This window comes from Microbacterium sp. GCS4, from assembly GCF_001262495.1.
Taxonomy (GTDB): Bacteria; Actinomycetota; Actinomycetes; order Actinomycetales; family Microbacteriaceae; genus Microbacterium.
Window position 1 is genome coordinate 265,000 of record NZ_LGYE01000002.1, and the last position, 21,163, is coordinate 286,162.

At 71.8% G+C, this 21,163-nt stretch carries 18 protein-coding genes; 12 read left to right on the forward strand and 6 right to left on the reverse strand.

Going from position 1 to position 21,163, the window contains the following annotated elements; all coding sequences use genetic code 11:
• The first annotated feature begins 84 nt into the window (after positions 1-84).
• Genes AKH00_RS08490 through AKH00_RS08500 form a run of 3 tightly spaced genes read left to right on the forward strand, consistent with a single transcriptional unit; the run spans position 85 to position 3,493 of the window.
• Positions 85-1,260 (forward strand): ROK family transcriptional regulator, encoded by a 1,176-nt coding sequence (locus tag AKH00_RS08490; protein WP_082297513.1) that lies wholly within the window; start codon positions 85-87, stop codon positions 1,258-1,260.
• Complete coding sequence (locus tag AKH00_RS08495; protein WP_050722298.1) at positions 1,257-2,162, forward strand: polysaccharide deacetylase family protein; 906 nt, start codon at positions 1,257-1,259, stop codon at positions 2,160-2,162. Before AKH00_RS08490 ends, AKH00_RS08495 begins: the two co-directional genes overlap by 4 nt.
• Positions 2,159-3,493 carry an MFS transporter gene (locus AKH00_RS08500; RefSeq protein ID WP_050722299.1) on the forward strand — a complete coding sequence of 445 codons (1,335 nt, stop codon included), beginning with the start codon at positions 2,159-2,161 and terminating at the stop codon, positions 3,491-3,493. Before AKH00_RS08495 ends, AKH00_RS08500 begins: the two co-directional genes overlap by 4 nt.
• Positions 3,494-3,654: 161 nt before the next feature.
• Here AKH00_RS08500 and galE read toward each other — a convergent pair whose 3' ends face one another.
• The 3 genes from galE to galT all read right to left on the reverse strand — a co-directional run bounded on the left by galE (position 3,655) and on the right by galT (position 7,057).
• Positions 3,655-4,632 carry a UDP-glucose 4-epimerase GalE gene (gene galE / locus AKH00_RS08505; protein WP_050722300.1) on the reverse strand — a complete coding sequence of 326 codons (978 nt, stop codon included), beginning with the start codon at positions 4,630-4,632 and terminating at the stop codon, positions 3,655-3,657.
• Positions 4,633-4,721: 89 nt separating this feature from the next.
• Complete coding sequence (gene galK / locus AKH00_RS08510; protein WP_050722301.1) at positions 4,722-5,912, reverse strand: galactokinase; 1,191 nt, start codon at positions 5,910-5,912, stop codon at positions 4,722-4,724.
• On the reverse strand, positions 5,909-7,057 hold the full coding sequence (gene galT, locus AKH00_RS08515; RefSeq protein ID WP_200903846.1) for a galactose-1-phosphate uridylyltransferase: 1,149 nt from the start codon (positions 7,055-7,057) through the stop codon (positions 5,909-5,911). Before galT ends, galK begins: the two co-directional genes overlap by 4 nt.
• 200 nt (positions 7,058-7,257) lie before the next feature.
• Between galT and AKH00_RS08520 the strand changes: the two genes are divergently transcribed.
• The 6 genes from AKH00_RS08520 to AKH00_RS08545 all read left to right on the forward strand — a co-directional run bounded on the left by AKH00_RS08520 (position 7,258) and on the right by AKH00_RS08545 (position 13,788).
• A complete protein-coding gene (locus AKH00_RS08520; protein ID WP_050722903.1) occupies positions 7,258-8,205 on the forward strand; it encodes a LacI family DNA-binding transcriptional regulator in 948 nt (315 codons plus the stop codon).
• Positions 8,206-8,370: 165 nt separating this feature from the next.
• Positions 8,371-9,534, forward strand: coding sequence for a Gfo/Idh/MocA family protein (locus tag AKH00_RS08525; protein ID WP_050722303.1), 1,164 nt, complete (start codon positions 8,371-8,373; stop codon positions 9,532-9,534).
• On the forward strand, positions 9,531-10,718 hold the full coding sequence (locus AKH00_RS08530) for a dihydrodipicolinate synthase family protein (RefSeq protein ID WP_050722304.1): 1,188 nt from the start codon (positions 9,531-9,533) through the stop codon (positions 10,716-10,718). Before AKH00_RS08525 ends, AKH00_RS08530 begins: the two co-directional genes overlap by 4 nt.
• Positions 10,715-11,581, forward strand: a complete 867-nt coding sequence (locus AKH00_RS08535; RefSeq protein ID WP_050722305.1) for a sugar phosphate isomerase/epimerase family protein — start codon at positions 10,715-10,717, stop codon at positions 11,579-11,581. Before AKH00_RS08530 ends, AKH00_RS08535 begins: the two co-directional genes overlap by 4 nt.
• Before the next feature lie 42 nt (positions 11,582-11,623).
• Positions 11,624-12,682: a LacI family DNA-binding transcriptional regulator gene (locus tag AKH00_RS08540; RefSeq protein WP_050722306.1), complete on the forward strand. Its 1,059-nt coding sequence runs from the start codon at positions 11,624-11,626 to the stop codon at positions 12,680-12,682.
• Complete coding sequence (locus AKH00_RS08545) at positions 12,679-13,788, forward strand: glycerate kinase (RefSeq protein ID WP_050722307.1); 1,110 nt, start codon at positions 12,679-12,681, stop codon at positions 13,786-13,788. The genes AKH00_RS08540 and AKH00_RS08545 overlap by 4 nt, the downstream gene beginning before the upstream one ends.
• A gap of 136 nt (positions 13,789-13,924) precedes the next feature.
• On the opposite strand, the gene pgm is transcribed toward AKH00_RS08545, so the two are convergent.
• A complete protein-coding gene (gene pgm / locus AKH00_RS08550) occupies positions 13,925-15,568 on the reverse strand; it encodes a phosphoglucomutase (alpha-D-glucose-1,6-bisphosphate-dependent) (RefSeq protein WP_050722308.1) in 1,644 nt (547 codons plus the stop codon).
• Positions 15,569-15,666: 98 nt separating this feature from the next.
• Here pgm and pheA point away from each other — a divergent pair, with 98 nt between their 5' ends.
• Positions 15,667-16,617, forward strand: a complete 951-nt coding sequence (gene pheA / locus AKH00_RS08555; RefSeq protein ID WP_050722309.1) for a prephenate dehydratase — start codon at positions 15,667-15,669, stop codon at positions 16,615-16,617.
• Positions 16,618-16,905: 288 nt separating this feature from the next.
• Positions 16,906-17,838, forward strand: coding sequence for an endonuclease domain-containing protein (locus AKH00_RS08560; protein ID WP_050722310.1), 933 nt, complete (start codon positions 16,906-16,908; stop codon positions 17,836-17,838).
• Positions 17,839-17,947: 109 nt separating this feature from the next.
• On the opposite strand, the gene AKH00_RS08565 is transcribed toward AKH00_RS08560, so the two are convergent.
• Both AKH00_RS08565 and AKH00_RS08570 read right to left on the reverse strand, forming a co-directional pair.
• On the reverse strand, positions 17,948-18,154 hold the full coding sequence (locus AKH00_RS08565; RefSeq protein WP_235556726.1) for a methyltransferase: 207 nt from the start codon (positions 18,152-18,154) through the stop codon (positions 17,948-17,950).
• A gap of 85 nt (positions 18,155-18,239) precedes the next feature.
• On the reverse strand, positions 18,240-19,274 hold the full coding sequence (locus tag AKH00_RS08570; RefSeq protein WP_050722312.1) for an LLM class flavin-dependent oxidoreductase: 1,035 nt from the start codon (positions 19,272-19,274) through the stop codon (positions 18,240-18,242).
• Between the two features lie 56 nt (positions 19,275-19,330).
• Here AKH00_RS08570 and AKH00_RS08575 point away from each other — a divergent pair, with 56 nt between their 5' ends.
• Positions 19,331-21,064 (forward strand): cation:proton antiporter, encoded by a 1,734-nt coding sequence (locus AKH00_RS08575; RefSeq protein ID WP_050722313.1) that lies wholly within the window; start codon positions 19,331-19,333, stop codon positions 21,062-21,064.
• Positions 21,065-21,163: the final 99 nt, after the last annotated feature.

Consider the following 21,163-nt stretch of genomic DNA (forward strand, 5'->3'; position numbering starts at 1 on the left):
GGATCGCGGGGCTCCGGTCACGGCTCGACCAGTCAGACGCAATGTGTCTATGCTGGGTCCGACGTCGACTCCGGGGGGACCCTCATGGCACGACCGCTCGCCGGTCCGCAGACGCTGCTGCGCACGCTGAACGGACGCGCGATCCTCGAATCGCTCGCCCGCCGCGGACCTCTCACACGCGCCGAGCTCATGACCGAGACGGGTCTCTCCCGCACCGCGGTCACCCAGGTGCTGCGGATGCTGGAGGGTTCGGAGGCCGTCGCCGCCGCCGGCGTCGACCGGGAGACGCGCGGACCCGCCGCGGGGCGCGTGTCCCTGCATCCCTCCCTCGGATACGCGGCCGCCGTGCACGTCGAGCCCTCGGCCGCGCACGTCGCGCTCGTCGATGCGACCGGCGCCGTGCGCGTGGAGACCCACGGCCCGTTCCCGCCTCTCGGCGACCGTGTGGCCCACATCGCCGAGCTGATCGAGGCCTGTCTCGCCAAGGTGAACGGACCCCTGCACGTCGCGGTCGTCGGCGTGCCGGGCATCGTCACCGCCGACGGGGCGATCCGCGACGACCAGGGCCCCGACGGCGGAGCGTTCCGAGCCGCGCTCTCCGCCAGGCTCGGCGCGGCCGTCCGGGTCGAGAACGACGTGAACCTCGCCGCTCTGGCGGAGCTCGCCGACGGACGCGGCTCCGAGCTCGCGAGCTTCGCGCTGCTGCTGCTCGACGACGGCCTCGGCGGCGGCATCGTGATCGACGGGATGCTGCACCGGGGGTTCTCCGGCGTCGCCGGCGAGATCACGTTCCTGCCGCAGACGCCCGTGCCGATAGGCGCCCCCGTCCTCGGCGACGCCGTGGTGCGCGACCTCGCTCTCGCGCACGGACGCGACCCCGAGGAGAGCGTCCACCAGCACCTCGACGCCGCTGCCGCCGGAGACTCGGCCGCCCTCGCGATGGCGGCCGAGATGGGACGTCGTCTCACGATCGTGGCGGGCAGCATCGCGCTCGTGCTCGACCCCGAGGCGTTCATCCTCGGCGGGCTCGCCACGCATCCCGTGCTCGTCGAGGCGGTGGAGCGGGTCGCGGACGAGTACGCCGCGCAGCTGCCGATGCGCTTCCTCGTGTCGGCGTTCGGGCCGGAGGCCCCGCTGGTGGGCGCCGTGCAGGAGTCGGCCGCCGCGCTGCGTGCGACGGTCTTCTCGCGCCTGGTCCCCTCTGTGGATCGGGGCGCGTCCCTCGAACGCGGCGCCACGGGCGCACGGTCGTCCCGATGATCTCGGACCTCGCCGACCGTCTGGGCCTGGCCCCCGGGGCGCGCGCGATCATCGTCAACGCCGACGACTTCGGCATGTGCCACGCCGCGAACACCGCCATCATGCAGCTGCTGCCGGCCGGACTCGTCGACTCGACGACCGTGATGGTCCCGTGCCCGTGGGCGCCGGAGGCGCTCGCGTTCGCGGCATCCCGCACCGACCTCGACGTGGGCGTGCATCTCGTGCTCACGAGCGAGTGGACGCGGTACCGCTGGCGTCCCCTGACCGGCACCGCCACGACCCTCGTCGACGGGGCGGGGTACTTCCCCGCCGAGGTGCTCGCGGTCGAGCAGGGTGCGTCAGACGCCGACGTCGCCGCCGAGATCGCGGCGCAGCTGCAGGCCGCCCTCGACGCCGGAGTCGACGTCACGCATCTCGACAACCACATGGGCTCGGTCTACGGACTGCTCACCGGCCGCGACTTCCTCGGCCCCGTGCTCGAACTGGCGGCCCGCCACGGACTGCCCTTCCGCCTCCCGCGGACCATGGAGGGCGCGGCCGGCGACCCCGCGCTGCAGGCGACGCTCACCGAGGCCGCCGCGGCCGCCGACGCGCTCGGCGTGGAGATCGTCGATCGGCTCTGGACGCACCCCTTCGACGCGCTGCCCGGAGAGACCTACGAATGGGTGCGGGAGGGGTTCCTCGCCCTGTTGCGCGCCGTGCCGGCAGGGGTCACCGAGATCTATCTGCATCCCATGGTCGACGATGACGAGCTGCGCGCCGCGGTCGACTTCGGCGCCCAGAAGCGCGGGCATGAGCTGCGGCTGCTGAGCGACCCGATGGTGCTGCAGGCGATCGAGGAGGAGGGTCTGGTGCGCATCGGATGGCGCGATCTGCGCGACCTGCAGAGGGGAGAGCGGTGAGCTCGCTCACGACGCGCCTGCGCGATCGACGGCTCGATGCCGCCCCCACCCGCGCTCAGGCCCTGGCCTTCGGCGCCTCGGGATTTCCGACGCAGCTCATGGCGCAGACGTTCTCGGCGTTCGTCGTCTACTTCTACGTCACCCACCTCGGTGTCGCGCCGGCCTGGGTCGCGGCGGCCATGATCGCCCACGGGGTGCTGAACGCGGTGCTGAACCCGGTCGTCGGGGCGCTGTCCGACCGCATCCGCACGCCCTGGGGCCGACGCATCCCGTGGATCGGGATCGGCATCGTGCCGCTGGTCGTGGCCTTCGCCCTCGTGTGGATGCCGCCGGCCCTGCCGACCGCAGGGCTCATCGTCTGGTTCCTCGTGGTCGTCGCCGTGTACGACATCGCCTTCGTCGTGGTCGTGCTCAACGTCTCGGCGCTGTTTCCCGAGATCTTCCGCACCACCGAGGAGCGCGCCCGCGGCAACGTGCCACGGCAGATCTTCGCGATCCTCGGAATGGTGCTGGGCACGGCCGGCGCCCCCGCCCTGTACGGCTGGATCGGCTGGCCCGGGATGGCGATCGTGCTCGCGATCGTGTGCCTCGGGATGCTGGTCTGGTCGTTCGCGGGCGGCATGGTCGAGCGGCGCGTGCCCGAGGCGTCGTCCGAGGCGATGCGCTGGGGCGACCAGCTGCGGTACACGTTCGCGAACCGGGCCTTCGTGCCGTATGTGCTCGGCTCGCTGTGCGTGCAGACGTCGATCGCCGTGATCCTCGCCGCCATCCCGTTCTACGTGCGCTACTCGCTGCACGCCGCCGAGAGCGAGGGGAGCCTGCTGCTCGGGGCGATCTTCGTCACCGCAATCCCGTCGATCGTGCTGTGGAGTGCGGTCGTGCGCCGCACCTCGCCGCGCACCGCCCTGCTGTGGAGCGTGGCCGTGTTCGGCGTCGCCGTGCTCGGCTATCTGCTGCCGTCGAGCGTGCTCGCCGCGGCGCTCGTGGGCGTCGCCGTCGGCGTCGGGGTGGGAGGACTGCTGCAGCTGCTCGAGGTCGTGCTCGCGCAGATCATCGACGAGGATGCCGTCCGCACCGGGCACCGCCGCGAGGGGGCCTACTTCGGCATCAACGGCTTCGTGGTGCGCGGCTCGGTTGTGCTGCAGGCCGTCGTCGCGGCGGCCGTGCTCACGGCATCCGGGTTCGACGCGGGTCTCGGCGACGCCCAGCCCGAGTCCGTCGACGGCGGCATCCGGATCATGGTCGCGGTCGTGCCGCTCGTGTTCACGGTGCTCGCGTGGCTGTGCTTCTGGCTCTACCCGATCCGCGCGCGCGACGTCCCCGGTCGCTGAGCGAGCCGAGCGCCCCGGTCGTTGAGCGAGGAGCGAAGCGACGAGACGAAACGGGTCCGGACGCGTTTCGTCTCGCTGCGCTCGCTCAACGACCGGGGAGGCGTTTCCGGTCGTTGAGCGAGGAGCGAAGCGACGAGACGAAACGCCCCGGCCAGCGTCGCTCAGCTCGCGCGGCGGCGGGCCTCCCAGCCCGTGCGGACCATCTCGTCGACCGAGTACCGCATCTTCCAGTCCAGGTCGCGTGCGGCGAGCTCGCCCGTCGCCACGATCCGGTCGGGGTCGCCCGGGCGTCGGGGGCCGATCTCGGGGGCGAAGTCGATGCCGGTGACCCGCGCCACGGCATCCATGATCTGCTTCACGCTCAGCCCGTCGCCGGAGCCGAGGTTGTAGGCGGGCTCGACGTGCTCGCCTGCCGCGAGCCGCTGCGCGGCGGCGACGTGCGCGGCCGCGATGTCGCCGACGTGCACGTAGTCGCGCACGTTCGTGCCGTCCTCCGTGGCGTAGTCGTCTCCGAAGATCTTCGGGGTGCGGCCGTCGAGCAGCGCCTCGAACACGATCGGGAACAGGTTGTGCGGGCTCACGTCGTACACGGTCGGGTCCGCCGAGCCCACGACGTTGAAGTACCGCAGCGAGGTGTGGCGCAGCGGGGCATCCGAGTCCGCCGTCGCGACCGCCTGGTCGCGCAGCAGCCATTCGCCGATGAGCTTGGACTCGCCGTAGGGGCTGGCCGGGCGCTTCGCGGTGTCCTCGACGACGAGGGGCACGTCCGGGGTGCCGAACACGGCCGCGGACGACGAGAACACGATGTTCTGCACGCCGACGGCCTGCATGGCCTCGAGGATCACGCGCGTGCCCTCGACGTTCTGCGCGTAGGTGTGCAGGGGGCGCTGCACCGAGACGCCCGCGTACTTGTAGCCGGCGACGTGGATCACGCCCTCCGCGCGGTACTCCCGCAGTGTGCTCTCGACGAGGTCGCGATCGAGGATGCTGCCGCGCACGAACGGCACGCCCTCGGGGGCGAACGACGCGACGCCGCTGGAGAGGTCGTCGATGATCACGGGGTCGAGGCCTGCTCCGGCGAGGGCGCGGACGACGTGGGCTCCGATGTAGCCGGCGCCGCCGGTGACGATCCAGGACATGTGTTCCTCTCCTGCCGCGCTGCGCGGCTCAGGACGATTCTTCCAGGTGTCCCGCGGGCGACCGTCGGGTCTGCACCCAGGTGCCCGTGTCAGGCGTCGCGTCGCGGGCCTTCCGAGGGCGTCACCGTGAACATCACGGGTGGTGAGAAACCGGATGCCGCGAACGCGGCGTGCACGGCATCCGTCACCGCTCCCACGGCGTCGCGGTCGATCAGCGCGATCGCCGCGCCGCCGAATCCTCCGCCGGTCATGCGCGCGCCGATCGCCCCCGCCGAGAGCGCCGCGTCCACGGCCGTGTCGAGCTCCGGCACCGAGATCTCGAAGTCGTCGCGCATCGAGGCGTGCGAGGCGACGAGCAGGCCGCCGATCGCCCGGGCCCCCTGCTCGCGCAGCGTGCGCACCGTGTCGAGCACGCGCTGGTTCTCGGTCACGACGTGACGGACGCGTCGGAAGGTCACGTCGTCGAGGATGCTCTCGGCGCGGCCGAGATCGTCGACCGACACGTCGCGCAGGCTCGTCGCGCCGAGCATCCGGGCTCCCCGCTCGCACGACGCACGGCGCTCGCGATAGCCACCCGTCGAGTGCGCGTGCGCGACGCGCGTGTCGATCACGAGCACCGCGAGACCGGCCTCGACGATCCCGACCGGCACGGGCACCGCGTCGAGGGACCGGCAGTCGAGGAAGATCGCGGAGTCCGGCTCGCCCAGCATCGACGCCATCTGGTCCATGATCCCGGTGGGTGCGCCCACTGCGTCGTTCTCGGCCGTCCGGCCGATGCGCGCGAGCGCGACGCGGTCGAGTCCCGCACCCCACAGATCGTTCAGGGCGGATGCCGTCGCGCCCTCGATCGCCGCTGACGAGGAAAGTCCCGCGCCGACCGGGACGTCGGACGCGAGCGCGATGTCGACGCCGGAGCCGGTGACGCCCGCTTCGCGCAGCGCCCAGGCGACGCCGAGCGGGTACGCGGCCCATTCCGCGACGCGGGGTGCCTCGCCCGCGGGGGTCGGGAACAGCCGGTGCAGGTCGTCGAGCGCCACCTCCACGGGCTCGTCCGCGAAGGTCGAGGCCACCCGGATGCGGTCGTCGTCACGACGGCCCACGGCCGCGACCGTGCGGTGCGGGATCGCGAAGGGCAGCACGAAGCCGTCGTTGTAGTCGGTGTGCTCGCCGATGAGGTTGACGCGGCCGGGCGCCGACCAGAGGCCCTCGGGGGCATGACCGGTCAGGGTCGTGAACAGCTCCTCCGCGGCGGCGGCGGTCGGCGCGGCGTGCGCGCTCATGCCCTGACCTCGGGGATGCTCTCGACCGCCGCGCGCAGACGTGCGGCGCCCTGCTCGGGTGCGACCTCGGCGGCCCAGGCGCCCATCGCCGCCTCCGACCCGGCCAGGAACTTGAGCTTGTCGGCCGCGCGACGCGGGCTCGTGAGCTGAAGGTGCAGGCGCACGCTGTCGCGCCCGCGGCGGACCGGGGCCTGATGCCAGGCGGCGATGTACGGGGTGGGGGTGTCGTACAGGGCGTCCACGCCTCGCAGCAGGCGCAGGTACAGGGGTGCGAGCTCGTCGCGCTCGGCATCCGTCGTCTCGGCGAGGTCGGCGACGTGCCGGTGCGGCATGAGGTGCACCTCGAGGGGCCAGCGCGCCGCGAAGGGCACGAACGCGGTCCAGTGCTCGCCGCGCAGCACGACGCGCTCGGAGCGCTGCTCGAACTCGAGGATGCGGGAGAACAGGTCGGCGCCGGTGCGCTCGATGCTCTCCAGCACGCGCGTCGTGCGCGGGGTCACGTACGGGTAGGCGTAGATCTGGCCGTGCGGATGCGGGAGCGTGACGCCGATCGCCTCGCCGCGGTTCTCGAACGGGAACACCTGCTCGATTCCGGGCAGGGAGGAGAGAGCGGCCGTGCGGTCGGCCCACGCCTCGATCACGGTGCGCGCACGGGTGACCGACTGCGTGCCGAACGACCCGGTGTGCTCGGGGCTGAAGCACACGACCTCGCAGCGTCCGACCGAGGTGCGGGTGCGGCCGAGGCCGAGTGCCTCGAGATCGTCGAGTCCGCGCGGGGGATTGCTCGCTGCGGGTGCTCCGTCGAGCGCGTCGGCGAGCGCGGGGCCGAATGAGGGGGAGCGGTTCTCGAACACGGCGACGTCGTACAGCGACGGGATCTCGGACGGGTTCGTCGCGCTCTGCGGGGCGAGAGGATCGGCGTCGGCGCTCGGCATCATCACGCGGTTCTGCCGGTTCGCGGCGACCGTGATCCAGTCCCCGGAGAGCACGTCGAGTCGCATCGTCGCGGTCTCGCCGCGGGCATCGAGCACGCGGGAGTCGATCGCGCGCTCGGGGCCGAGGGTCGTGCCGGGGTCGTCGAAGTACAGCAGTTCGCGTCCGTCGGCGAGCGTCGTCGCGCGCTTCACGACTCCGGCCCGGAGCATCTGGGGCTGCACAGCGGCGCTGGTCGCCGTGCGGTTCTCCGGAGAATCTGGCATGTTCACGTCAACATGGTACGCATGGGGGCGTGGTAACGTCAACACACCGGAGTTGTGGCGGCGGAGCGGAGGTGCCTCGAGTGGACGACGGTTCCGTGCACCCGCCGCGATCGCCCGACGCTCGGCCCACCTCGGCGCGCGTCTCGATGGCGACCGTCGCCGCGGCCGCCGGCGTCTCGGGTCAGACGGTCTCCCGCGTCGTGAACGGCAGCCCGCGGGTCGATCCCGAGACGCGCATGCGCGTCGAACGGGCCATGGCCGACCTCGGCTACCGCCCGCACCGCGCTGCGCGCGCCCTGCGCACCGGACGCTCGCACACGATCGGTCTCGTCGTCACGACACTCGCCACCGTGGGCAACTCGCGCATGCTGCAGGCCACGGCCGAAGCAGCGGCCGAACGGGGGTACGCCCTCATGCTCGTGACCGCGGGCGACTCGGTCGCTGAGGCGTTCGCGCGCCTCGCCGAGCAGGAGGTCGACGGCGCGCTCGTGCTCAACGAGGCATCGGCGCTCGTCCCCGCGGCGCAGCGCCCCGCCGATCTGCGCCTCGTGGTCGTCGATGCCCCGGCGGACGACGGTCTCGTCGTCGTGCACAGCGATCACGCGGGGGGAGCCGCCGCCGCGACCGCGCACCTGCTCGACAGCGGCCACGCGACGGTGCACCATCTCGCGGGCCCGGCGGATTCCTTCGCGGCGGCCGAGCGCGAGCGCGGATGGCGCGAGACCCTGCAGGCTGCGGGCGCCGCGGTGTCGCCGGTCGTACGGGGGGACTGGTCGGCGGACGCGGGGTACGCGGCGGGGGATGCGCTCGCCTCGGCATCCGCGGTGTTCTGCGCGAACGACCAGATGGCGCTGGGCCTGCTGCGGGCGCTCGCCGAAGCGGGGCGACGGGTGCCCGCGGATGTCGCGGTGATCGGCTTCGACGACGTGCCGGAGGCGGCGAACTTCCGCCCTCCGCTCACGACCGTCCGGCAGGACTTCACCGCGCTCGCGCATCGTGCCGTGGACCTGCTCGTCGCAGAGATAGAGGGTGCCGACGCCCCGGCATCCACCGTCGTCCCGACTGTCCTGGTCGAGCGCGCCAGCATCCGCTGATTCGAAAGATCGAAAACGCTCCGGAAGGGCCCGCTTCCGATGCGTTTTCCATCTTTCGAGACGTGACGTGGAGCGGAGAGCGTTTTCCCAGAACGCTTGCGCTCCGCCCCGAGCCATGAGATCGTGCTGGAAAGCGTTTACCCAGATTCACAGAACGGACCACGCATGGCACAGGCGACCACCCGCGAGATCGGGATCATCATGAACGGCGTCTCCGGGCGCATGGGCTACCGGCAGCACCTCGTGCGCTCGATCCTCGCGATCCGAGAGCAGGGCGGCATCGAGCTGCCCGACGGCTCGCGCGTCACGGTCAAGCCGCTGCTCGTGGGTCGCAACGAGGCCAAGCTCGCCGAGCTCGCCGCGCGCCACGACATCGCCGACTACACGACCGACCTGGATGCCGCGCTCGCCGACCCGCAGTGGGAGATCTACGCCGACTTCCTGGTGACCAAGGCCCGCGCGGCCGCCCTCCGCAAGGCCATCGCCGCCGGCAAGGCGATCTACACCGAGAAGCCCACCGCCGAATCGCTCGAGGAGGCGCTCGAACTCGCCCGTCTCGCGGACGAGGCCGGGGTCAAGACCGGCGTCGTGCACGACAAGCTCTACCTGCCCGGTCTGCAGAAGCTCAAGCGCCTGATCGACTCGGGCTTCTTCGGGCGCATCCTGTCGGTGCGCGGCGAGTTCGGCTACTGGGTGTTCGAGGGCGACTGGCAGCCCGCCCAGCGGCCGAGCTGGAACTACCGCACGGAGGACGGCGGCGGCATCATCGTCGACATGTTCCCGCACTGGAACTACGTGCTCGAGAACCTGTTCGGCGCGGTGAAGAGCGTGTACGCGCAGGCGGCGGTGCACATCGCCGACCGCTGGGACGAGAAGGGCGAGCGGTACACCGCGACCGCCGAGGACGCGGCCTACGGCATCTTCGAGATCGAGGGCGGCGTCATCGCCGAGATCAACTCGAGCTGGACCGTGCGCGTGAACCGCGACGAGCTCGTCGAGTTCCAGGTCGACGGCACCCACGGGTCCGCCGTGGTCGGACTGTTCGGCGCGAAGATCCAGCCCCGCAACGCCACCCCGAAGCCGGTCTGGAACCCCGACCTCGAAGACGACCACGACTACGACGCCGACTGGCAGCAGGTGCCGACCAACGACGTCTTCCTCAACGGCTTCCGCCAGCAGTGGGAGGAATACCTGGTGTCGTACGTCGAGGGCACGGACTACCCGTTCGACCTGCTCGCAGGCGCGCGCGGCGTGCAGTTCGCCGAGGCGGGCCTGACCTCCAGCGCCGAGGGGCGCAAGGTCGCGATCGAGCCCCTGGGCCTGCGATGACCACGCTCCGCCTCCTTGCCGCCGACGGAGCGACCTCCGAGACCGAACTGCACGACAGCGGCGGCTACACCCGGCCGACCGCCCCGCTGCAGAGCCGCGTCGCCTACGCGGCCGCGCACGTCGTGCCGAAGGCGCACGCCGACAACACGCCCGGTCGCCCCGCCGACATCGACTGGGATGCCACGCTCGCGTTCCGTCGCAACGTGTACTCCTGGGGCCTGGGCGTCGCCGACGCCATGGACACCGCGCAGCGAAACATGGGGCTCGACCCGACGGCTGTGCGTGAGCTGATCGCCCGCAGCGCGGAGGTGGCACGCGAGGAGGGCGGCTCCGTGGTGGTCGGGGTGAACACCGACCACGTCGAGGAGACGCACATCCCGCTCGACCGTGTGATCGACGCCTACAAGCAGCAGCTGCACTTCACCGAGGAGCAGGGCGCCGGTCCTGTGCTCATGGCGTCCCGTCATGTCGCGAGGGCGGCGGGGGATGCCGACGACTACCGCCGCGTCTACCGGGAGGTTCTGGCGAGTGCGACCGTGCCGGTCGTGCTGCACTGGCTCGGACCTGCCTTCGATCCCGAGCTGCAGGGCTACTTCGGAGCGGATGACTGGGAGACGGCATCCGCTGTGCTCCTCGACATCATCGGGGAGCACCCCGACAAGGTCGCGGGCGTGAAGATGAGCCTGTTGAACGCCGACTCGGAGATCTCGGTGCGGGAGCGGTTGCCCGAGGGCGTGCGGATGTTCACCGGCGACGACTTCCACTACGTGGGGCTCATCGGGGGTCACCGGTCGTCGAGCGAGCGGAGTGAGACGAAACGCACCCACTCCGACGCGCTGCTCGGCGCGTTCGCCGCGATCACGCCGGTCGCCTCGGCGGCGATCCAGGCGCTGGATGCCGGAGACCCGCAGCGCTATCTCGAGATCCTCGGCCCGACCGAAGAACTCAGCCGTCAGGTGTTCGCCGCCCCCACGTTCTACTACAAGACAGGAGTCGCGTTCCTGGCGTGGCTCAACGGGCACCAGCCGGCGTTCCAGATGGTCGGCGGACTGCACTCGGCCCGCAGCCTCCCGCATCTCAGCCGGATCGTCGAGCTCGCGAACGCCTCGTTCGCGCTGGAGGATCCGCAGCTCGCGCGCGAGCGCTGGCACGGGATGCTGCGCCTGAACGGGGTGGACGCGTGAACGCCCCGGATCCGCGGCTGAGCATCAACCAGGCCACGATCAAGCACGCGGACCTCGCCACCGCCCTGCGAGTGACGGCGGATGCCGGCATCCACGCCATCGGACTATGGCGCGAGCCGGTGAACGAGGTGGGTCTCGACCTCGCGGCGCAGATGCTGGCCGATTCGGGCCTGCGGTTCACGACCCACTGCCGCGGCGGGTTCTTCACCCTGCCGGAGGGGCGGGAGCGCATCGCAGCCCTCGACGATAACCGTCGCGCGATCGAGGAGACCGCGACGCTCGCCGCCGCCGGCGCGGAAGGCTCCACGGCCGTGCTCGTGCTCGTCGCGGGCGGGTTGCCCGCCGGGTCTCGCGATCTGATCGGGGCGCGGGAGCGGGTGCGCGACGCGATCGGGACGCTGGCCACGGATGCCGAGGCCGCCGGGGTCACGCTCGCGATCGAGCCGCTGCATCCGATGTACGCGTCCGATCGCGCCGTCGTCTCGACCCTGGGTCAGGCGCTCGACATCGCGGCGGACTTCGCACCGGAGGTCGTGGGCGCGGCGGTCGACACGTTCCACATCTGGTGGGACCCGCAGGTGCTCGAGCAGATCGCCCGCGCCGGGCGCGAGGGGCGCATCGCGACGTATCAGGTGTGCGACTGGAAGACGCCGCTCGCGGCCGATCCGCTGCTGTCGAGGCACTATCCGGGCGACGGCGTGATCGACTTCGGGTCGCTCACGAGGGCCGTGGTGGATGCCGGATACGACCGTGACATCGAGGTCGAGATCTTCCATGCCGACGTCTGGGCCGATGCTCCGGAGAACGTCGTGCGGCGCACCGCCGAGGCGTTCGCGGCCGCGGTGTCACCGCATCTGCCATGACCTCCACGCGGGCACGGTCGCGGTGACCAGTAGGCTCGGCTCATGAGTGTGCCGGAAAGCCCTTCCCGCGTGCGTCAGCCGCGGCCGCCCCGCGGAGCGGCGCCCACCCTGCACGACGTCGCCCGGGAGGCGGGGGTGTCGCTCGCGACCGCGTCGCGCGTGCTCAACGGCTCCGATCGCAAGGTGGCCGAGTCGTTCCGCGAGAAGGTGGAGCAGGCTGCGGCCTCGCTCGGCTACACGGCGAACGTGTCGGCCCAGGCGACGGCACGCGGCACGTCCCCGGTCATCGCGCTGCTCGTCGCCGACATCGCCGACCCGTACTTCGGGCTGATCGCCGCCGGCGTCGCGCGCGGCGCCGACGAGCATGGTCTCGTCGTCACGATCTCGATCACCGAGCGCGACCCGGCCCGCGAGGCACGGATCGTCCGGGCCCTGCGCGGTCAGCGCCCGCAGGGTCTCATCATCGCGGCATCCCGCACGAGCGGGACGACGGATGCCGCCGCGGTCGCCGAATTGGACGGCTTCGCGCGCTTCGGCAGCCGCGTCGTCACGTTCGGCGCCAGGGTCGGCGAGAACCGGCACATCGAGATCGACAACCGCGCGGGCGCCGAAGAGCTCGGCCGTCGGATGGCCGCGCTCGGGTACCGCTCGGCGATCGCGCTCGCCGCAGCGCCCGGCATCCTCACCTCCGATGAGCGTCTCGCGGGATTCCGCAGCGGCTTCGAGGCGGGGGGAGGAACCGTCGACCGCGTGCTGCGCGGAGACTTCCGTCGCGAGTCGGGCGCGACGGGCATGGCGGCAGCGCTCGCCGAGGGCGTCGATCCCGGAACGCTCGTGTTCGGGATGAGCGACGTCATCGCGATCGGAGCCATGTCGGCGATCCGCGACGCCGGGCGCGAGGTCGGGCGCGACATCGCGGTGTGCGGCTTCGACGACGTGCCGTCGAGCAGCGACGTCACGCCGGGCCTCACGACCGTGCGGGTGCCGTTGAGCGACATCGGCTATCAGGCCTTCCGCGCCACGGTCGACGCCGACTGGGAGCAGACCCCACTGCCGCTCGAGGTCATGGTGCGCTCGAGCACCCCGGAGGTCGCGGCATGACCCGCGTCGTTCTCGCACCGGACAGCTTCAAGGGCACGATCACGGCCGCCGACGCCGCCGCGGCGCTCGCAGAGGGATGGGCGTCGGTCGACCCCGACGCCGACTTCGTGCACCGGCCGATGGCGGACGGCGGGGAGGGCACGGTCGCGGCGTTCGAGGCCGCGGTTCCCGGAGCGCGCCGGATGCCCGTGACGGTCGACGGGCCCGCCGGGCGTCGGATCGACGCCTCGTGGCTGCTGTTGCCCGGCGACGCCGCAGCGCCGAACGGGACCGCGGTGGTCGATCTCGCCTCGACGTCCGGCATCGAGCTGCTCGACGAGCTGCGCCCCTGGGATGCCGACACCACGGGTTTCGGTCAGGCGATCGCCGCGGCCCTCGATCACGGCGTCTCGCGGCTGGTCGTCGGCATCGGATCCAGTGCGTCGACCGACGGCGGCACGGGGATGCTGTCGGCACTCGGCGCCCGGTTCCTCGACGTGCACGGGCATCCCGTCGCCCGGGGTGCCCGTGGCCTCGCCGACATCGTCACGGTCGATCTCGGCGCCCTGCGCGCCGCCCCCGAGGTGCGCGTGCTCACCGACGTCACGAACCCTCTGATCGGCGCGCGCGGTGCGGCAGCGGTGTTCGGCCCGCAGAAGGGCCTCGACTCGGTCGACGACATCACCACGGCGGATGCCGGGCTGGCGCGCCTCGCCGCCCTGCTCGACCTCGATCCGACCACCGCGGGCACCGGGGCGGCGGGAGGCACGGGTGCGGCGCTCGTCGCATGGGGCGCGACACTCGCGTCGGGGGCGGCCGAAGTAGCCGCGCTCATCGGCCTCGAGGAGGCCGTCCGCGGAGCCGACGTCGTGATCACCGGTGAGGGCTCCTACGACGGCCAGTCCGGCGACGGCAAGGTCCCGTCGTTCCTCGCCGGGATCGCGTCCTCCGCGGGAGCCGCGGCCATGCTCGCCGCCGGACGCATCACGGATGATGCGGACACGGCGCTGTTCACGGCATCCGCGTCACTCACCGCGCTGGCGGGGTCGTCGGATGCCGCGCTCCGGGAGCCGGCCCGCTGGCTGCGTGAGGCCGGCGCGGCGCTCGCCCGCACGACCGGTCGTTGACCTCGGTCGTTGAGCGAGGAGCGCAGCGACGAGACGAAACGCATCCGCCGACGTGCGGCGCGTTTCGACTCGCTGCGCTCGCTCAACGAGCGGGGCCTCGGGTTCGCTCGCTGAGCGCGGTGGCCCGCCTCGGGGCTCAGCCTCCGAGCGCGGCGGACACGACCGCCCTGGCCTCCTCCTGCACCTGCGCGAGGTGCTCGGGGCCCCGCAGGCTCTCGGCGTACAGCTTGTACACGTCTTCGGTGCCCGAGGGCCGCGCGGCGAACCACGCGTGCTCGGTCTGCACCTTGAGGCCGCCGATCGCAGCGCCGTTGCCCGGAGCGTTCGACAGCTTCGCCGTGATCTCCTCGCCCGCGAGGGACGTGGCCGAGACGGCATCCGGCGCCAGCTTGCCGAGCGTCGCCTTCTGCTCGGGCGTGGCCGGTGCGTCGACGCGCTGGTAGGCGGACGATCCGAACGCCTCCTCCAGCTCGCGGTACCGCTCCGAGGGCGTCTTGCCCGTGACCGCGATGATCTCGGCCGCGAGCAGGCACAGCAGGATGCCGTCCTTGTCGGTCGACCACACCGAGCCGTCCATGCGGAGGAACGAGGCACCCGCCGACTCCTCGCCGCCGAACGCGACGCTGCCGTCGAGCAGACCGGGCACGAACCACTTGAAGCCCACCGGCACTTCCAGCAGGCGGCGGCCGAGCGACTCGGCGACCCGGTCGATGATCATCGACGACACGAGCGTCTTGCCGATCGCGGCGTCGCGCGGCCACTCGGCACGGTGCGAGAACAGGTAGTCGATCGCGACCGCGAGATAGTGGTTCGGGTTCATGAGACCGGCGTCGGGGGTGACGATGCCGTGGCGGTCGGCATCCGCATCGTTGCCGGTGAGCACGTCGAAGTCGCCCCGCTTCGCGACGAGCGAGGCCATCGCCGAGGGCGACGACGGATCCATGCGGATCTTCTCGTCCCAGTCGAGCGTCATGAAGCGCCACGTCGGGTCGACCTCGGGGTTCACGACCGTGAGGTCCAGGTCGTGGACCTCCTTGATGAGCTGCCAGTACTCGACCGAGGCGCCGCCCAGCGGATCGGCGCCGATGCGCACACCCGCCCGGCGGATCGCGTCGACGTCGATGATCGACGACAGGTCGCGCACGTACGCGTCGCGGAAGTCGTAGCCCGGCAGGGCATCCCAGTCGATGTCCGCGAACCGCTCGCGCTTCACTCCCTCGAGCCCCGCGGCGATCAACTCGTTCGCGCGATTCGCGATCCAGCCGGTCGCATCGGTGTCGGCCGGCCCGCCGTGCGGCGGGTTGTACTTGAACCCGCCGTCGCGCGGCGGGTTGTGGCTCGGCGTCACGACGATGCCGTCGGCGCGGCCCGCGTCGTCCGCCGCGCGGCCCCGGTTGTACGTGAGGATCGCGTGGCTGAGCGCCGGCGTCGGCACCCAGGCGTCGCGCGAGTCCACGCGCACGTCGACCCCGTTCGCGACGAGCACCTCGATCGCGCTGCGCTCGGCCGGCAGCGACAGGGCGTGCGTGTCGCGGCCGAGGAACAGGGGGCCGGTGATGCCCTGCGCCGCCCGGTAGTCGACGATCGCCTGTGTGGTGGCGAGGATGTGATGCTCGTTGAAGCTCTTCGACAGCGACGACCCGCGGTGACCGCTGGTGCCGAACACCACACGCTCCGCGGCGACGGAGGGATCCGGGGTGCGGTCGTAGTAGGCCGAGATCAGCTCGTCGACGTCGATCAGGTCAGTGTCCTCCGCGGGGAGGCCGGCACGGCTCGTCATGCAGACAGTCTGCCCCCATCTCGGCATCCGCGCACCTTCGAGTCGGATGCTTGACAGCGGCCGCCCCGTCGCCTCCAGGACCCGGCGCGTGCCCTACAGTGAAACGCGTGACCGAACGCCGCACCTACAGCTATCTGGGCCCCGCCGGAACGTTCACGGAGGCGGCGCTCGAGCAGGTCGCCGAAGCGCGCGGGCAGGACTGGCGCGCCGTGCACAACGTGGGCGAGGCTCTCGCGGACGTGCTGGAGGGGCGCAGCCACGCGGCGATGATCGCGATCGAGAACTCGGTCGAGGGCGGCGTCTCCACCACGCAGGACGCGCTCGCGACCATCCCCGGGCTGCGGATCATCGGCGAGTACCTCGTGCGGGTGAACTTCGTGCTCGTGGCCCCGCGGGGCACGACGCTGTCGGACGTGGCGGTCATCGCCGCGCATCCGGTCGCCTACGCGCAGTGCCACGGCTGGCTCGGCGAGAACCTGCCGTCCCACTCCCACGTGCCCGCCGCGAGCAACGTCGCCTCCGCGATCGGCGTGCTCGACGGGTCGCTCCCCGCCCAGGCGGCCATCGCCGCCCCCGGTGTCGTGAAGCACCTCGACGTCGACGTGCTCGCGTCCGACATCGGCGACAACGCGCAGGCCGTCACGCGGTTCGTGCTCGTCACGCGCACGACCACGGCGCCGGAGCCGACCGGCGCGGACAAGACCTCGCTCATCGTCGAGCTCCCGAACGACCACCCCGGGTCGCTCCTCGAGATGCTCGAGCAGTTCTCGACGCGCGGCATCAACCTCTCGCTGATCCAGTCGCGGCCCATCGGAGACGAGCTCGGCCGCTACCGGTTCGTGATCGACGCCGACGGGCACATCTCCCACGAGCGCATGGCCGACGCGCTGCTCGGCATCCGGCGTTTCAGCCCGCGCGTCGTGTTCCTCGGGTCGTACCCGCGCGCCGACCGCCAGATCGTGCAGTACCCCGACCGCTACGCCGATGACGTGTTCGTCGAGGCGCGCGACTGGCTGCGCGGCATCCTCTCCGGCGAGCCGGAGGCGTAGCCGCTCCCGCCCTCCCGTCCCGTCCCCTCCCGCCCCGTCCCCTCCTGGCCCGTCCCCTCTCGCCCCGCCCTCCCGCCCCGTCCCCTCTCGCCCCGTCCCCTCCCGTCCCGTCCCCTCCCGTCGAGAGATGGAAAACGCCTCTGAGGAGTGCCTGCTGGAGGCGTTTTCCATCTCCCATCGGTCTCAACGCTCCCTGCACAGGATGCCGCGGGGGCGGCTTATCCCGATCCGGTGGGCGTAGCGGACGGAGGACGGCGCTGCGGCGAAGGATGCTGGCAGGCTTCCCGGATGCATCATCGCAGCGACCTCCCGCACGAGCTGGGAGACAGCTTCAGCCTCTCTCAGGCATCGGCGCTCGGGGTGCGCCGTGGCCGGGCGGATGCCACAGACCTGGCGCGTCCATTCCCCGGCATCCGTGCGTTCCAACCGCCGACGACGTTCCTGGAGACCGTGAGCTGCTACGTTCCGCGCCTCCGCGACGGCCAGCGATTCGTCGGGACCACGGCCGTCCGCCTGTGGGGACTGCCGTGCCCGACGGGGTGGCGCGCAGACGAGCCGCTGCACATCGCCGTGGGCCATCGCCGCAATCCTCCGCGCACCCACGGGGTCGCGGGGCGACGTCTCGCCCTGTCCCGTGCGCAGACCTGGCGGGTGCACGGGGTGCCCGTGGTCGATCCCGTCGCCGCTGTCCTGAGCTGCGCTCCTGAGCTGACTGCGGACCAGCTCGTCGTGATGCTCGATGCCGTGATCACGTCGTCGGGGAACTACCCCGGTCTTCGGGAGGTCCGACGTCCCCGGGTGACGCGGGAGGAACTCGCATCCCGCGTGCAGGACTGGCGTGGATCGGCGGGCATCGCGACCGTGCGCTGGGCATTGCGGCGCACGCGCGACGCGGTGGAGTCGCCGAAGGAGACGCAGACCAGACTGCTGATCGTCGACGCCGGGCTTCCCGAGCCGGTCATCCAGCACGAGGTCTGGAGCGGCGGCGAATTCGTCGCGCGCGTGGACCTCGCCTACCCGGACCAGCGGATCGCGATCGAGTATGAGGGAGACGGGCACCGCACGGACAAGGCGCAGTGGCGACGCGACATCGCACGACAGCGGCGTCTCGAGGACCTCGGGTGGATCGTGATCCGACTGACGCAGCATGATCTCGACGCTCCGACCGACGTCATCTCCCGCATCCGCCGAGCGCTCGCGGCGCGCCCAAGCCAGCCATAGATGGAAAACGCCTCGCGGAGAGACCGCGCAGCGGCGTTATCCATCTCGCGACCGGCATATCGCCCGGATGGGGCCGGGTGAAGGGGCGCGGGGCGGGGAGGGAAGCGGGTCAGTGCTCGCGGAACATCGGCCAGGCGCTGCCCGGCCGCATCTTCGCGTGCAGGGCGCCCTTCGCCGACGCCAGGGTGGGGAAGGTGCCGGATGCGGCATCCGAACCCGCCATGACGACGGTGTACCCCTCATCATCGTGTCGGATGCTGCCGACCACGCCGTTCGTGCCGTACGCCACCCAGAGGGCCAGAGTCTTCGTGCTCATCATCGAACCCCTTCCGTTGCCGCTGAGGCTACGCCCGAAGGTGCGCGAAAACCAGCCCTTGCCGCGAACGCCGGGATGCCGCGGGCTACAGCGCCTCGGCGATGAGCTCGAGCGTCTGCGCGCGCCCGCCGGCGGCGTCGCGCGGCTCGGCCTCGAACGCGCCCGCGACCGGCGACAGCATGATCTCGTCGACGCCGTGTGCCGCGGCGAACGCCTGCGCCTCGGCGCCCACGGACTCGCCCGTCCCGACGAACCAGCGCGAGCGCGCGGCCTCCACGACCTGCTGCTCGGCGGCATCCGTCTCGGCGGCCTGCGCCTCCTCGACGGTCTCCAGCGCGATGAGCGGCTTGTTCAGGCGCAGCCGCGCCATCATGCGCAGCTGCGGCAGGGCGCGGGCCTCGGCCTCCTCCTGCGTGGGCGCGGCGACCGCGTTCACGGTGAGGAACGTACGCGGCTCGGGATGCTCCTCGCTCGGCCGGTACCCGCTGCGATACAGGTCGAGCGCGCGCTCGAGGCCCTGCCCCGAGAAGTGGTTCGCGAACACGTAGGGCAGCCCGTGCGAAGCGGCGAGCTGGGCGGAGTAGTCGCTCGACCCGAGCAGCCAGATCTCCGGAGCCCCGGTCGCGGCGGGCGTCGCGCGCACGGTGTACTCGCCGCCGGACGTGAAGCGCACGGTCGCGCCCTCGTCCGAGGTGAGCGCACCGATGTCCTGCACGTGGCGCGGGAACTGCTCGACGTCGCTCGTCGTGCCCGATCCGCGCAGCAGCTGCGTGATGACGGGGTCGCTGCCGGGGGCGCGGCCGAGACCAAGGTCGATGCGTCCCGGCGCGATCGCCTCGAGCGCGGCGAACTGCTCCGCGACGATGAGCGGCGCGTGGTTCGGCAGCATCACTCCACCCGATCCCAGGCGGATGCGGGAGGTGCGCATCGCGGCGGCGGCGATCAGCACCGGGGGAGTGGTGGACGCGACCGCCGGCATGTTGTGGTGCTCGGCGAACCAGTACCGGCGATAGCCCAGCCGGTCGGCCGTCTCGGCGAGGGACAGAGAGGCCGCGATGGCCTCCGCGCTGGTCTGCCCGGTGCGCACCGGGATGAGGTCGAGGACGGAGAGAGCAGTCACCCCCTCTCCAACCCGCGGACTGCGGCGCGCATTCCCCGCGCAGTATCTTGAGGGGCATGGATGCCGAGATCTTCTATGTGCTCGTCGGTGCGGTGGTCGTCGCGGCGGTCGCGCGATGGCGGGGCTGGCCGGCACCTCTGCTCGTGACGGTGGTCGCGCTCGCGGCATCCTTCCTGCCTTTCGTCCCCGACGTCGACATCGACGGCCATCTGCTGCTGAACCTCGTACTGCCGCCGCTGCTGTACTCGGCCGCGCTGGACGTGTCGTTCGTGGGGTTCAGGCGCAGCCTGCCGCAGATCCGCCGGCTCGGCATCACGCTCGTGCTGCTGACCTCGGTCGCGGTCGGGCTGGTCGCCTGGTGGATCCTGCCGTCGCTCACGCTGCCCGGCGCCCTGCTGCTCGGTGCGATCGTCGCCCCGCCCGACGCCGTGTCGGCCGCCGCGATCGGCCGCAAGCTCGGCCTGCCCCGCCGCATCATGACCGTGCTGTCGGGGGAGAGCCTCATCAACGACGCGACTTCGCTGACGCTGTACCGCGTGTTCGCGGCGATCATCGCGGGGGCGACGGTCTCGGTGTGGGGCGGGATCGGACAGTTCGGACTCGCGGTGGGCGTGGGCGTCGTCATCGGACTCGTGTTCGGGGCCGTGCTGCACCAACTCCGGATGCGGGTGAACGACGCGGTCGTGATCGGCACGTTCGGGCTGCTCGCCCCCTTCGGCGCCTACGCGATCGCCGAGCATCTGCTGGGTTCCGGCGTGCTCGCGGTCGTCGCGATGGGCCTGTTCGTCGGATACAACTCCCCGCGCACCGACTACACGACCCGCCAGCAGGAGAAGCCCCTGTGGCTCTCGGCCGACCTGCTGCTGGAGAGCTTCGTGTTCGCGTACATCGGCCTGCAGTTCCCGCGGGTGCTGAACGACCTCGGCGGCGAAGAGGTTCCGCGCATCCTGCTGCTCTCCGGAGCGGTGCTGCTGGTCGTGCTCGTCATGCGTCCGCTGTACGTGTATCCGGCGAACATGTGGTCGAACTTCCAGGATCGCCGGCGGCTGGAACGCTGGGATCGGAGCGTCGCCTCCGGGGCGTTCGACGAGCGCCGCCGTGAGTCCAAGCGGTGGAAGGAGTACACGCCGGAGGAGCTGCGGTCGAAGATCGTGCGCGACCGGATGGCGGGCCTCCAGCTCACCTGGAAGGACAACGCCGTGATCTCGTGGGCGGGCATGCGCGGCGTCGTGACGCTGGCGACCGCGCTCGCCGCGGCCGACCTCGCCGGGCTCGGGACCGAGCCCTCGCACGCGATCGTCGTGGTGGCGTTCATCGTCACCGTGGGCACGCTGCTGCTGCAGGGCCTCACGCTGCCGATGCTGATCCGCGGCCTGGGGATCGCGACCGACTCCGAGGAGGAGGAGGACGAGCGGGCGCTGGAGGCCGTCAAGGCGAAGAGCCGCGCGGCCGGCAAGGAGTTCCTCGCCGAGAAGCGCGCCGAGTGGGAGGCGAAGCACGGCCCCGCCGACCTCGACATGTTCGACGCGTTCACGAAGCGCATGACGCGCGTGCAGAAGGACACCGACGAGGCGCAGGAGGTCGAGGATGCCGCGGTGCGCCGTCCTTCGTTCGACGACCTCGTGGCGCTGTCGCGCGGGTGGCTGCAGGTGCGTCGCGACATCCTCGTGCAGGAGCGCGACGCCGGCAACCTCGACGAGGAGGTCATGCGCGAGCTCATGACGGCCATGGATGCCGAGGAGCTGGCGCTCGACACGAGAGGCGCTACCCGCCAGCAGGGCCGCGCCTGAGCATTCGGTCTCCCGCCCCCGTCCCGTCCCCGTCCCGCCCCGTCCCGTCCCCGTCCCGTCTCGTCCCCGCCCCGCCCCGTCCCGTCCCGCCGATATGCC